Origin of the sequence: Kitasatospora sp. NPDC096140 (genome assembly GCF_040303045.1) — a bacterium.
Lineage (GTDB): Bacteria > Actinomycetota > Actinomycetes > Streptomycetales > Streptomycetaceae > Kitasatospora.
The window spans coordinates 29,152-41,274 of sequence record NZ_JBEOUW010000045.1 but is presented as its reverse complement, the minus strand read 5'-3'; the positions used below and the strand labels follow the sequence as shown (position 1 = coordinate 41,274).

General features: G+C 75.1%; 15 protein-coding genes. 4 read left to right on the top strand and 11 right to left on the bottom strand.

Translation table 11 applies throughout. The features are described 5' to 3' along the window. The first annotated feature begins 23 nt into the window (after nucleotides 1–23). Nucleotides 24–980 (top strand): sigma-70 family RNA polymerase sigma factor, encoded by a 957-nt coding sequence (locus ABT048_RS33785; protein ID WP_350525402.1) that lies wholly within the window; start codon nucleotides 24–26, stop codon nucleotides 978–980. A gap of 64 nt (nucleotides 981–1,044) precedes the next feature. Here ABT048_RS33785 and ABT048_RS33780 read toward each other — a convergent pair whose 3' ends face one another. Continuing rightward, complete coding sequence (locus ABT048_RS33780; protein ID WP_350525401.1) at nucleotides 1,045–1,797, bottom strand: glucose 1-dehydrogenase; 753 nt, start codon at nucleotides 1,795–1,797, stop codon at nucleotides 1,045–1,047. Between the two features lie 57 nt (nucleotides 1,798–1,854). On the opposite strand from ABT048_RS33780, the gene ABT048_RS33775 reads away from it, so the two are divergent. After that, on the top strand, nucleotides 1,855–2,610 hold the full coding sequence (locus ABT048_RS33775; RefSeq protein ID WP_350525400.1) for an alpha/beta fold hydrolase: 756 nt from the start codon (nucleotides 1,855–1,857) through the stop codon (nucleotides 2,608–2,610). Here the strand turns inward: ABT048_RS33775 and ABT048_RS33770 are convergent. From ABT048_RS33770 to ABT048_RS33760, 3 genes are all read right to left on the bottom strand, one after another. Further along, nucleotides 2,595–3,512 (bottom strand): undecaprenyl-diphosphate phosphatase, encoded by a 918-nt coding sequence (locus ABT048_RS33770; protein WP_350525399.1) that lies wholly within the window; start codon nucleotides 3,510–3,512, stop codon nucleotides 2,595–2,597. The genes ABT048_RS33775 and ABT048_RS33770 overlap by 16 nt on opposite strands. A gap of 116 nt (nucleotides 3,513–3,628) precedes the next feature. Next, the gene (locus ABT048_RS33765; RefSeq protein WP_350525398.1) at nucleotides 3,629–3,802 is read right to left on the bottom strand and encodes a hypothetical protein; all 174 of its coding nucleotides are present in this window, start codon (nucleotides 3,800–3,802) and stop codon (nucleotides 3,629–3,631) included. 151 nt (nucleotides 3,803–3,953) lie between these two features. Continuing rightward, the gene (locus ABT048_RS33760; protein WP_350525397.1) at nucleotides 3,954–4,745 is read right to left on the bottom strand and encodes an NRDE family protein; all 792 of its coding nucleotides are present in this window, start codon (nucleotides 4,743–4,745) and stop codon (nucleotides 3,954–3,956) included. A gap of 128 nt (nucleotides 4,746–4,873) precedes the next feature. Here ABT048_RS33760 and ABT048_RS33755 point away from each other — a divergent pair, with 128 nt between their 5' ends. Both ABT048_RS33755 and ABT048_RS33750 read left to right on the top strand, forming a co-directional pair. Further along, nucleotides 4,874–5,374, top strand: a complete 501-nt coding sequence (locus tag ABT048_RS33755; RefSeq protein WP_350525396.1) for a carboxymuconolactone decarboxylase family protein — start codon at nucleotides 4,874–4,876, stop codon at nucleotides 5,372–5,374. Nucleotides 5,375–5,385: 11 nt separating this feature from the next. Beyond that, nucleotides 5,386–6,195, top strand: coding sequence for an isocitrate lyase/PEP mutase family protein (locus tag ABT048_RS33750; RefSeq protein ID WP_350525395.1), 810 nt, complete (start codon nucleotides 5,386–5,388; stop codon nucleotides 6,193–6,195). 116 nt (nucleotides 6,196–6,311) lie between these two features. Here ABT048_RS33750 and ABT048_RS33745 read toward each other — a convergent pair whose 3' ends face one another. The 7 genes from ABT048_RS33745 to ABT048_RS33715 all read right to left on the bottom strand — a co-directional run bounded on the left by ABT048_RS33745 (nucleotide 6,312) and on the right by ABT048_RS33715 (nucleotide 11,860). Continuing rightward, complete coding sequence (locus ABT048_RS33745; RefSeq protein WP_350525394.1) at nucleotides 6,312–6,569, bottom strand: hypothetical protein; 258 nt, start codon at nucleotides 6,567–6,569, stop codon at nucleotides 6,312–6,314. An 84-nt stretch (nucleotides 6,570–6,653) separates the two neighbouring features. Beyond that, nucleotides 6,654–7,787 (bottom strand): cytochrome P450 family protein, encoded by a 1,134-nt coding sequence (locus ABT048_RS33740; protein WP_350525393.1) that lies wholly within the window; start codon nucleotides 7,785–7,787, stop codon nucleotides 6,654–6,656. Beyond that, on the bottom strand, nucleotides 7,751–9,223 hold the full coding sequence (locus ABT048_RS33735; protein WP_350525392.1) for a cytochrome P450: 1,473 nt from the start codon (nucleotides 9,221–9,223) through the stop codon (nucleotides 7,751–7,753). The genes ABT048_RS33740 and ABT048_RS33735 overlap by 37 nt, the downstream gene beginning before the upstream one ends. After that, nucleotides 9,220–9,855 carry a GTP-binding protein gene (locus ABT048_RS33730; RefSeq protein ID WP_350525391.1) on the bottom strand — a complete coding sequence of 212 codons (636 nt, stop codon included), beginning with the start codon at nucleotides 9,853–9,855 and terminating at the stop codon, nucleotides 9,220–9,222. Before ABT048_RS33730 ends, ABT048_RS33735 begins: the two co-directional genes overlap by 4 nt. Then, complete coding sequence (locus ABT048_RS33725) at nucleotides 9,833–10,180, bottom strand: DUF742 domain-containing protein (RefSeq protein WP_350525390.1); 348 nt, start codon at nucleotides 10,178–10,180, stop codon at nucleotides 9,833–9,835. The genes ABT048_RS33730 and ABT048_RS33725 overlap by 23 nt, the downstream gene beginning before the upstream one ends. Next, complete coding sequence (locus ABT048_RS33720) at nucleotides 10,177–10,590, bottom strand: roadblock/LC7 domain-containing protein (protein ID WP_350525389.1); 414 nt, start codon at nucleotides 10,588–10,590, stop codon at nucleotides 10,177–10,179. Before ABT048_RS33720 ends, ABT048_RS33725 begins: the two co-directional genes overlap by 4 nt. A 58-nt stretch (nucleotides 10,591–10,648) precedes the next feature. Beyond that, complete coding sequence (locus tag ABT048_RS33715) at nucleotides 10,649–11,860, bottom strand: ATP-binding protein (RefSeq protein ID WP_350525436.1); 1,212 nt, start codon at nucleotides 11,858–11,860, stop codon at nucleotides 10,649–10,651. Nucleotides 11,861–12,123 lie beyond the last annotated feature (263 nt).

The window sequence follows — 12,123 nt, the reverse complement described above, 5'->3', positions numbered from 1 at the left end:
TCCCGACGCGAGGATGTGACAGCATGAGCGAAGAGATTTCCCCGGCCGAGCCGGCCCGGCCGTCCGAACCGGCCGAACAGTCCGAACCGGCTGAACAGTCCGAACTGGCCGAGCTGGCAGGGCGTTTCGAGGCGGAGCGGCCGCAGCTGCGCGCGGTGGCCTACCGGATCCTCGGGTCGGTCGCCGAGGCCGAGGACGCCGTCCAGGAGGCCTGGCTGAAGCTGAGCCGCAGCGACGTGGGCGGGGTGCGCAACCTGGGGGCGTGGCTCACCACGGTGGTCGGCCGGGTCTGCCTGGACCAGTTGCGGTCCCGGGCTTCCCGCCGGGAGGATCCGCTGCCCGAGCAGGAGGGGCAGGTGCGGCTGCCGGACCCGGTGGTCAGCGGGCTGGCGGCGCTGGACCCGGTGCACGAGATCCTGGTCGCCGACTCGGTGGGGATCGCCCTGATGGTGGTCCTGGAGACGCTGTCCCCGGCGGAGCGGGTGGCGTTCGTGCTGCACGACATGTTCGAGGTGCCCTTCGACGGGATCGCCGAGGTGCTGGGCCGCACGTCCGCGTCCACCCGGCAGTTGGCCAGTCGCGCCCGCCGCCGGGTGCAGGGCGCCACGCCGGCCGCGGACACCGACGTCGCCCGCAAGCGCGAGGTGGTGGAGGCGTTCCTGACGGCCTCCCGCGGCGGCGACTTCGATGCCCTGCTGGCCGTGCTGGACCCGGACGTGGTGGCCCGTTCCGACGGCGGCACGCTGGTGCCGAGCGTGCTGCGCCGCGGCGCCGCGGACGTCGCCGCCCAGGCGATCACCTTCGCCCGGTTCGCCGCGGACGGCCGCCTGGTCCTGGTCAACGGCTCGCCCGGGGTGGTGTCGTTCGCCGACGGTCGTCCGCTGTCGGTCATGTCGTTCACCATCCACGGGGGCCGGATCACCGCGATGGACATCCTCACCGACCCGACCCGCCTGGCCGCCCTGGGCCTCACGGCCTGACCGGGCACCCGCTCCCCGGGCCCGTCCGGCCGCTCGACGGACGGACGGACCCGGGGACCGGTTCTCAGGCCAGCCCGCCGGTGGCGCGGAGGTTCTGGCCGGTGATCCAGCGGCCGTCCGGGCCGGCCAGGAAGGCGATGACGTCGGCGATGTCCTCGGGGCGGCCGAGGCGGCGCAGCGGGGTCAGGCCGGCCACCCGGGTGAGGGCCTCGGGCGGGTTGGTGCCGCGCAGCAGGTCGGTGTCGGTGGCCCCGGGGGACACGGTGTTGACGGTGATCCCGCGCGGGCCGAGTTCGACGGCGGCGACGGCGGTGAGCTGTTCGACGGCGCCCTTGCTGGCGGCGTACGCGGCGATGCCGGGGACGGGCCGGACGGTGTTCGCGGTGGAGACGTTGATGATCCGCCCGCCGTCGCGCATCCGGCGGGCGGCGTAGCGGACGGTGGTGAAGGCGGCGCGGGTGTTGACGGCCAGGACGGCGTCGAGGGCCTCGTCGTCGAGTTCGGCGAGCGGGGCGGGGACGAAGGACGCGGCGGCGTTGTTCACCAGGACGTCGAGCCCGCCGAGCCGGTCCTCGGCCTCGGCCATCAGCCGCTCGGCGGCGTCCGGCTCGGCGAGGTCGGCCCGTACGGCCCACGCGCGGCCGCCCTCGGCCTCCACGGCGCGGACCGTCTCGGCGGCGGCCGCCTCGTCGCGGGCGTAGCCGAGGACGACCTGTGCGCCGTCGCGCGCCAGCCGCCGGACGACGGCCCGCCCGATGCCCCGCGAGCCGCCCGTGACGACCGCGGCCTTCCCGGCCGGCAGCAGTGGTTCCGTCATGCTTCCTCCACGTGTTCGAGGGGTGAGTTGTCACCCTCTCGCGCTACCGTGCCGCGCATGGCGAACTTCGTACTCGTGGCGGGCGCGTGGCTCGGTTCCTGGGCGTGGGACGACGTGGTGCCGGAGCTGCGCGCGGCCGGGCACGGGGCGTACCCGCTGACGCTGTCCGGGCTCGCCGAGCAGCGGGCGGTGCCGGCCGGGCAGCGGGAGCACGTGGCGGACGTCGTGGCCGCGGTGGAGGAGCACGACCTGCGGGAGGTCGTGCTGGTCGGGCACAGCTACTCGGGCGTCCCGGTGGGCCAGGCCGCCGAGCGGATCGGCGACCGGCTGGCCCGGCTGGTCCTGGTGGACGCCGACGTGCCGGTGACGGGGGAGTCCTTCGCCGACGGGATACCGGAGCCGGCCGGGCTGCGGGCCGACCTCGCCGCGCACGGGGGCTGGTGGCCGCCGCTGCCGCCCGCCGACTTCGCCGGACAGGGGCTGACGACCGGGCAGATCGCCCGGATCGCCGAGCGGGCCACCCCGCACCCGGGCGCCTCGCTGACCGAACCGGCCGTGCTGGAGGGGCCGTTGAGCGCCCTCCCGGCGGTGTACGTGAAGTGCCTGCTGGACTGGCCGGAGCCGCCACCGGTGGTCGCCGCGCTGGTCGCGGACGGCCACTGGCGGCTGGCCGAGCTGGACACCGGGCACTGGCCGATGTTCTCCCGGCCGGCCGAACTGGCCCGGATCCTGCTGGAGTCGGTCCGGCCGGGCGGGCCTGCTCGGAGCGACGGCCCGGCCCGGGCGGACGGCCCGGCTCAGACCGACAGGTAGACCGCGCTGCCGAGGCCGGCCAGGAAGCAGTAGATCGCGAACGGCGTCAGGCTGCGGGTCTCGAAGTACTTGGTGAGGAACCGCACCGAGACGTACCCGGCGGCGAAGGCGGCGACGCTGCCCGCGAGGACCGGGCCGAGCACGGGGGAGTTCTCCGGCTTGAACAGCTCGGGGACCTTCAGCACCGAGGCGGCCAGGATGACCGGGGTGGCGAGCAGGAAGGAGAACCGGGCGGCGTCCTCGTGGTGCAGCCCGCGCAGGATGCCGGCGCTCATGGTGACGCCGGAGCGGCTGATGCCGGGGAACAGCGCGAGGATCTGCGCGGCGCCGATCCAGGCGCCCTGCCCGTAACCCAGCTTGGTGAGCCGGTGGTCGGAGGCGACCGCCGGGTCCAGGCCCGGCTCGTCGACGGGGGCAGCGTGCCCGGCCCGGCGGCGGCCGGAGCCGCCGCGCTTGAGCCGCTCGGCGCCGAGCAGCACCAGCCCGTTGAGGGCGAGGAAGACGGCGGCCGGCAGGGGCTTGCCGAGCGCGTTGCGCAGCGCCTTCTCCAGTACGAGGCCGGCCACGCCGACCGGGATGGTGGAGAGGATGAGCAGCCAGGCGAGCTTCTCGTTGCGGCTCTCCACCCGGCGGTGGCGGATCGAGGTGATCAGCCCGCTGACGACGCGGACCCAGTCCTGCCAGAAGTACACGACCAGCGCGAGCGCGGTCGCCAGGTGCAGGGCGACCAGGGCGGCGAGGTAGGACGAGCCCTCGGCGGTCATGTCGAGGTCGTGCTGGATCTTCCCGCCGATCAGGGCGGGCAGCAGGATGCTGTGGCCGAGGCTGGAGACCGGGAAGAGTTCCGTGACGCCCTGCAGCAGGCCGACGCCTATCGCTTCCGGGTAGGTCAGGGTGGACATCGCGCACCTTCGATCGGGGGGTCGGTGGCCGGCCTTGGTCCGGTGGCCCCCGCGAAGCTACTACGCCCATGTAGACGCCCGGCAGCCCCGCCGCCAGAAGTTCACCGACCGTACGTCTACGGGAAACCGGCGCCCAGGTGGTGGATCAGCGCCCCTGCCACGGCGGCCAGCAGGGTGGTGCTCGGGACGGCCCGGTGCACGGGGTGGCCGAGCAGGACGAAGGCGCTCACGACGAGCGGTGCGCCCGCCAGCGGCAGGGCGACGGTCAGGACGGCGGACAGGCGGTGCATCGTGGCTCCCCGGACTCGGCTTCGGGCTCGACGCACGCCACGATGGCGCCTCCCGCTGCGTCAGGTTCAAGTCCTTTTCGCCCCGGCGGCCGGAGTGCCGGGCCGTGCCGGGCCGTGCCGGGCCGCGCGGGCCGAGGCGGACAGGCCCGGGTCAGTCCGTCGCGATCCGCCGCCAGCCCGAGCCGTCCGGCCCGTCCGGCGCCACCGGCGCGGCCGCGAAGTCGTACCGCAGCCGGTCCGGTCCGAGCGCGAGCAGCGAGATCGACGAGGAGCCCCAGACCCGCCCGTCACCGAAGTCCCGGCGCTGGACGAGCGCCGCGTCCTCGTCCGGCGCCAGCCCGTCGCCGCTGACGATCGGCAGCCACGCCCCCCAGGCCCGCGCGGCGGGCCCGGCGCCGGTCGGCTCGGGGCGGGGCGCGGCGCTGAAGCGGGCCCGGAAGTGGGCGGCGCGCGCGGCCATCAGCGCGCTGATCCGCTCGGAGGCGGCGCGGTTGGCGGCCAGGCCCTCCAGTCCGTCGTTGAGCACCACGCTGAGGCCGGCGGGCAGTTCGTGCTCCGTGAGCCGGCCGCCGCCCCAACTGGCGACCCGGGCGCCGTCCGGCCGGACCAGGACGAGGTGGAAGGGGTCGTACGGGGTCAGGTCGAGGTGGCCGATCCCGCTCTCCGTGACGGCGGTGAGCGGCAGCCGGCCCCGGGTGCGCCGGGAGTCGGCGGGGGCGAGCGGGCCGAAGCCGTTCAGAAGGCAGGCGGCGGTCCGCCGGGCGGGGTCGACGGCCAGCCAGGTGCCGCCGGCCGCGAGGTCGAGCCCGCCGAGCAGCTCCGGCCGGTCCGGCCAGTGGTGGTCCGGCGGCAGCCAGGCGCGCCCCAGGTACTCGTCCCGGACGGACAGCAGCAGTACCGGTACCGCCGCCCCCGGTTCGATGCTGACGAACGCCGTGCACACGACCCTGGCCCCCTGACCTCGTCCTGTCAGCGATCCTCGCACGGCTGTTCGTACGCCGGAAATGGCCCAAGGAACCCGGTGCCGAATGCACCACGGCGACGGGCCACCGCGCTCCTAGGCTGGTGATCATGACGACGAACGACAGCCTGCCGACCCCCGACGCGGCGGCCGGTGCGCACGTGCCCGCCCCGGCCCAGCGCCTCGCGCTCCCGAAGCTCGCCCCCGCCTACTACCAGGCGATGGTCGCCGTGGACCAGGCCGCCCGCACCGGCCTGGACCCGGTCATCGTCGAGCTGGTCAAGCTGCACGCCTCGATGGTCAACGGCTGCGCCTTCTGCATCGACATGCACTCCACCGACGCCGTGAAGCAGGGCGAGCAGCAGCACCGCCTGCTCTCCCTCCCGGCCTGGCGCGAGACCCCCTGGTTCACCGCCCGCGAGCGCGCCGCCCTGGCCCTCACCGAGTCGGTCACCCTGCTGACCCAGGGCCACGTGCCGGACGCCGTGTGGGCCGAGGCCGCCGAGCAGTTCGACGAGACGGAGCTGGCCCAGCTGGTCGCGCTGATCGCCACCATCAACGCCTGGAACCGGATCGGCGTGAGCACCCGCCTGAGCCCGGCCGCGAAGTGAGGGCCGACGACGTGACGACCCAGCAGGAGAAGGCCCGGCTGCTCCGGGAGCTGCACCGCCCGGGCGAGCCGCTGGTGCTGGCGAACGTGTGGGACGCGGCGAGCGCCCGTCTGGTGGCCGTCGCCGGGGCGCGCGCGGTGGCGACGGCCAGCGCCAGCGTGTGCTGGTCGCTCGGCAGCCCGGACGGCGGCGGCGCCGACCGCGAGCAGGTGCTGGCCCGGACCGCCCAGGTGGTCCGGGCGGTCGACCTGCCGGTCACCGCGGACCTGGAGAGCGGCTACGCGGACACCGCCGCCGGGGTCGGCGAGACCGTCGCCGCGCTGCTCGCCACCGGCGCCGTCGGGGTGAACCTGGAGGACGGCGGACGCCCCCTGGAGGAGGCCGCCGAGCGGATCGCGGCGGCCCGGGCGGCGGCGGACGAAGCCGGTGTCCCGCTCGTCGTCAACGGCCGCACCGACGTGTTCCTGCACGGCACGGGAGCCCCGGAGGGCCGGCTGGACGAGGCCGTCCGCCGGCTGCGGGCGTACGTCGAGGCGGGTGCGGACACCGTGTTCGTCCCCGGCGTGGCCGACCCGGAGACCATCGCCGCCCTGGTCGCGGCCGTCCCGGCGCCGCTGAACGTGCTGGCCGGCCCGGGCTCCCCGTCGGTCGCCGACCTGGCGAAGCTCGGCGTGGCCCGGATCAGCCTCGGCCCGGGCCTGGCCAAGGCGGCGTACGCGGCGGTCCGCCGGGCCGCCGAGGAGCTGTACACGAGCGGTACGTACGGCGCTCTCGACGGCGGGCTGACGTACCCGGAGCTCAACGGGCTCTTCTCCGACTGAACCCCGGGACCGGGCCGGATTCCGGCACCGGGCCCGGACCGGGGGCGGCCGACCGTTCGGGGGGACAGCCGGCCGCCCGGCACCGGCCGGTCGGCCCGGGGCGCCGCCGACGCCCGTCAGCCGATCTGCCCGCTGAGCCCCGGGTGACTCATCTGGTTGGTGCCGACGGCCTCGACCTCGTTGGCGGCGTGCCCGACCACCGGGAGCTTGCCCGCGGTCTGCAGGGCGAGGTCGGCGGGGGAGAGGTTGAGGCCGTCGGTCAGGCCCCCGGTGGCGTCCGGCGAGGTGGCGGTCTGGGTGGTGGCGGAGGCCACCGGGGCGGCGAGGGCCAGGCCCGCCATGGTGAGGGCGGCCAGGGTGGCGAGCTTCTTCATGCCGTGGCTCCTCGTGCCGTGCGTGCCGTCGTTCTTGGTGCCGTGGTTCGTCATGCACTGCCGAACGACCGGGCCGCCCTCAGGTCACCCGGCGGGCCGGACGGTCACCCACAGGGTCCGCACGCTGTTGCTGACGAACGACGCGATCGGCTCGTTCGTCCGGCCCTCCGCCACGGCCAGCCCGGGGAAGCGCCCGAACAGGTGCCGCAGCGCCGTCTCGGCCTCCAGCCGGGCCAGCCCGGAGCCGAGGCAGAAGTGCGGGCCGTGGCCGAGCGACAGGTGCCGGGCGGGCTGCCGGGTGAGGTCGAAGCGGTCGGCGTCGGGGTGGTGCCCGGCGTCGCGCCCGGCCGCCGCGTACGAGGCCAGCAGCGCCTCGCCACGCCGGATGACCACGTCGCCGACCTCGATGTCCTCGACCGCGTAGCGCAGCGGGAACTGCCCGACCGGCGAGTCGTAGCGCAGCGTCTCCTCGACCACCGCCGACCACGGCTGCGCGCCGTCCAGGACGAGCTGCAGCTGGTCCGGGTGGGCGAGCAGGGCGCGGACGGCGTTGGTGATCAGGTTGAGCGTGGTCTCGTGCCCGGCGACCAGCATCAGCAGCAGCGTGCCGACCAGTTCGGCCTCGCTGAGCTGCTGCCGGTCCGTGCTCGGGCCGGCCTCGCGGGCGGCGATCAGGTCGGTGGTCAGGTCGTCGCCGGGCGCGGCCCGCTTGGCGGCCACCACGGAGGCCAGCAGCGCGTTCAGGTCCCGCTGCGCGGCGACGGCCGCCGCCGGGGTGGCCGAGCTGGAGACCAGGGTGTCGGACAGCTCGTGCAGCCGGTCCTGCTGCTCCAGCGCGAGGCCGAGCAGTTCGCCGATCACCTGCATCGGCAGCGGGTAGGCGAAGTGCTCGCGGAGGTCGAACTCGCCCTCCAGCTCGGCGACCCGGTCGAGCAGCGCGATCGTCCTGGCCTCGATCGCCGGTGCCAGGGCGGCTATCCGGCGCGGGGTGAACGCCTGGGAGACCAGTCCGCGCAGCCGCCGGTGGTCGTCCCCGTCGGCGGTGACCATGCCGGGCACGGAGACGAAGTTGGTCAGCGGCCAGCCCTCCGGGAGCCGCCCCTCCCGGAAGGTCGTCCACAGCCGGGGGTTCTTGCCGACGCGGGGGTCGGCGAGCAGCGTCTGGAGGGTGTCGTGGTGGGTTATCGCCCAGACCACCACCCCGCCAGGGAGTTCCACCAGGACCGCGGGGCCGGCCGCGCGGAGTCGGGCGTTCTCTCCGTGCTGGTCGCCTCCGAAGGGGTCGAGTCGGACGGGCTCGGGTCGGGCTCCTGCGGGATCGACGGCGGTGTCCATGCGGGCCTCTCGGGGGCTGGCGGGCGGGGCGGGGTGAAGGCGCTGTACAGCACCGGCAGGGCGGTCAGGGCCCGCGACCACGGGGACGGGCGCCAGGACAGCTCGCCAGGCGGGACGGCGAGTTGGAGGTCGGGCAGCCGGTGCAGCAGGGTCTCGACGGCGGTCTCGACGATGATCCGGGCCGGGTGCTGGGCCGGGCAGACGTGCCGGCCCGCGCCCCAGGCGAGGTGCGCCCGGTTGCCGCCGAGCGAGCCCTGGGCGGCGGCGGAGACGCCCTGGGCGGCCGGGTCGGCGTTGGCCGCGGCCAGACCGAGGACCAGCATGTCGCCGGCGCTGATGTACTGGCCGCCGAGCACGGTGTCGCCGGTGGCCCAGCGGCCGGGGAAGTTCTGCGTCGGCGGGTCGCGCCAGAGCACCTCCTCCAGCGCGTCGGACACGGTGAGCCGGCCGCCGGTGAGGGTGGCCCGGAACCGCCGGTCGGTGAGCAGCAGCCGCAGGGTGTTGCCGATCCAGTTGATCGAGGTCTCGTTGCCCGCGACCATCAGCACCACCAGGTGGTGCACCGCCTCCTCGTCGGTCAGCCCGGCCGGGTGGGCGAGCAGCCAGGAGGTGAGGTCGGCGCTGGGCGCGGCCCGGCGGCGCCGGACCAGGTCGACCAGGATCGCCTGGAACTCGGCGCCGGCCCGCTGGGACTCGGCGCTGCTGTCCACGAAGTGGCTGATCAGTTCGACCAGTCGGGGCCCGGCCTCGGCGGACAGGCCGATCAGCTGGGTGAAGACCAGTAGCGGCAGCCGCCGCGCGTACTGGGCGATCAGGTCGGCGGTGCCGTCCGGCCCCCAGCTGTCGATCAGGCCGTTGGCAGCGGCCTCGGTGGTGCCGCGCAGCTGGTGGTGGTCGATCTGGGCGAGGGTGTCCGAGACGGCGGAGCGCAGCCGCTGGTGCTCGGCGCCGTCCAGGTTGAGCAGCGTCGGGCGCCAGGCGGTCATCGTCAGCAGCCGGGAGTCGGCGGCCAGCCGGCCCTCGGCGGGCACCCGCCAGCGGCGCGAGTCCTTGGAGAACAGCGCCTCGTTGCGGGTGAGTTCGAGCAGTTCGGCGTAGCCGAGGACGAGCCAGGCCTCGACGCCGGGCTCCAGCTCGATCGGTGCGACCGGGCCGTAGTGAGCGCGCAGCCGGGCGTACAGGCCGTGCGGGTCCTCGGCGACTGCCGTGCCGTGCAGCGGGGTCAGCGGCACGCCCACCGGCAGGCCGCCGGGCAGGCTGCCGCCGTGGGCGACGGGGCAGCCGTGGGCGCCCGCGGCCCCGGGGTCGGAGGCGTTCATCCCTGCAGCTCCAGGATCGAGTTGCGGTGCAGGTGGTCGACGAAGTCGATCAGCAGGTCGTAGGACTGCCGCCGGTCGCGTGCGTCGCAGAACAGGATCGGGACGTCCGGCAGCAGGTCCAGCGCCGTGCGCAGTTCCTCCTCCGGGTAACTCGGCGTGTCCGGGAAGGTGTTGACCGCCACCGCGAACGGGATGCGCTGCTCCTCCAGCCGGCCGAGGACGTCGAAGCTCTCGTCCGGCCGGCGCAGGTCGACCATGGCGATGGCGCCGAGCGCGCCGCGCGACAGGTCGTCCCAGAGCGGCCAGAACCGCTGCTGCCCGGGGGTGCCGAACAGGTACAGCGCGAGCCGGGGGTTGAGCGTGATCCGGCCGAAGTCCAGCGCGACCGTGGTGGTCGTCTTGCCGCCGCGCCCGGTGAGGTCGTCGACGCCGCTGCTGGCGGCGGTCATGGTCTCCTCGGTGCGCAGCGGGGTGATCTCGCTCAGCGAGCCGACCAGGGTGGTCTTGCCGACCCCGAACGGGCCGGTGACGAGGATCTTGACCGCGCCCTGCACCGAGGACGGCAGGTACTGCGGCCCGTCGGCGGACCCGGCGGCCCCGGGGGCGGCTTCAGCGGAGTTGGCGGAGGCCAACGAGCACCTCTTCCAGAAGGGTTGTGGGCAGGCGTTCGGCCTGCGGGACGGGTGGGAGCACCTGCACGGCGCCGAGGTCCCACAGGTCCCCGACCAGTACCTTGACGACGCCGAGCGGCAGCCCCAGGTGGGCCGCCACCTCGGCGATGGACAGCAGGCTGTGGCAGAGCCCGAGGATGCGCCGGTGCTCACGGTTCAGCAGCACGTGCTCGGGCAGTTCCGGGGGCTCGGGTAACGCGCTGACCAGGCTCTCCAGGGCCAGCTCGGGGCGGGTGGAGCGGCTGCGGCCACCGGTGATGACGTACGGCCGGACCGGCCCGCTCACCGGTGGCCCCCCGCCGCGTGGTCGACGCGCGGCGGGCTGGTGAGGTGGGCTCCGATCCGCTCGACCAGGACCTGCATCTGGTAGGCGACCAGGCCGGCGTCCACCGCCTCGCTGGTCACCACGGCCAGGTGCGCACCGGCCCCGGCGGCGACGATGAAGAGGTAGCCGCCGCCGTACTCGATGATGATCTGGCGGGTGGCGCTGCCCGGTCCGCCGAAGCCCGTCGCGACGCCGCGGGCCAGGGACTGCAGGCCGGAGCAGGCGGCGGCGAGCCGTTCGGCGTCCTCGCGCGCGATGCCCGCGCTGCGGCCGATCTCCAGGCCGTCGTTGGAGACGACGACGGCGTGCTGGACCTGCGGGACATTGATGATGTCGGCGAGCAGCCAACCGAGATCAGGCGTGGTGGTCATGGAGTTCTCCGGAGCGCTGGGGAGTCGGGGGGAGTCGGGGGAAGCGGTGCGGGTGTGGTCAGGAGGGGCCGGGTGCGTTCCGGCCCTGGCCCCGGGCGGCCGACCGGCCGCTGGCGGTCCCGGCCTGGAACATCGCCATGAACGTCTGCGCGTCCCGGGCCGAGCGGTACGGCGGGGCGGGCGGCGGGGGAGCGGCGTGCTGGGCGGGCCGGTTAGCGCGGTCGCGCCGGTGGCTGCGGCGGGGCAGCGGCGGTGGGGTGTCGCCGCCGACCGGGGCCCGGCCGGGTGGCGGGGTCTCCAGCAGGGGGTGGTCGGCCGGGGAGGCCGGCCCGGGGCCGGGGCTGAACGCCGGGTCGCCCGGCCCGAAGCCGGGGACGGTGGGCGGCAGCGGCTCGGTGAGCAGCGCGTTCGGCAGCAGGATGACCACGCGGACACCGCCGTACGGGGAGGGCGCCGAGCTGAGGGTGACCCGGAAGCCGTACTGCTCGGCGAGCCGGCCGACCGCGGCCAGGCCCAGCTGCGGGACCTCGCCGAGGCGGGAGACCTCCAGGGTGCTGCCGCCGGCGAGCGCGGCGGCGGCCTTGGCGACGGCCTGCTCGGGCATGCCGACGCCGCCGTCGTCGATCTCGATGACGGCGCCGTTGTGCACCGGCATCAGGGTGACGAACACCTGGGTGCTGGGCGGGGAGTAGCGGGTGGCGTTGTCCAGCAGCTCGGCGATCGCGTGGATCAGCGCCTCGGCCGCGGCGCCGACCACCGCGGTCTCGATCCGGCTGCGGACCACCACCCGCTGGAACGGCAGGATGCGCGACTGGGCGCCGCGGACGACGTCCTCCAGGGTGACCGGCTCCGGCCAGTGCCGGCCGGCCCGGGCGCCGCACAGCACGGCCAGGGTCTGGGCCAGCCGGGCCTGTTGGGCGGCCGCGTGGTCGGCCTTGAGGAGGCCCTCCAGCAGTGCCGGGTCGTCGTGGGTGCGTTCCATCTCGTCCAGCAGCGCCTGCTGGTCGTGGGCCATCACCAGGATCCGGCGGGCCACGCTGAGGAAGGCGCGCTGGGTGGAGGCGGTGAGTTCCTGCTCGTGCTGGACGGCGGCCAGGTCCACGCCCCGGCGGGAGAGTTCGGCGGTGAGCTGTTCCTGGAGCCGGGCGAGTTCGTGCTGCAGCCGGTCGGCGCGGCCGCGCTGGGTGACGGACACGGCGTGGTAGCGCGCGGCGGCCACGAGGGCGAGGACGGCGAGCACGCCGGTTGCCGTTACTGACCACTGAGTCATCGTCACGCGGCGAATTCTAGGGTGATGATCCTACGAAGGTGTGAACGGATCTCGCCAAGTGACCGGATCTCGTCAAAATCAAGTCAATCCGCCCGCATTCCGGACTCGTTCGTCCCCGATCGCCCTCTGGGGCAAGCCCTCGGGGCGGCTCCGCCGGGTCGGCCGCCACCCGTCCCGAACCCACCCGATGGCCGGTTCGCGCCCTGGGATGTGTGGGGCCTGTGTGCAGGGTGTCGCGAAAGCGGATCCGCGGGGCCGGCGGC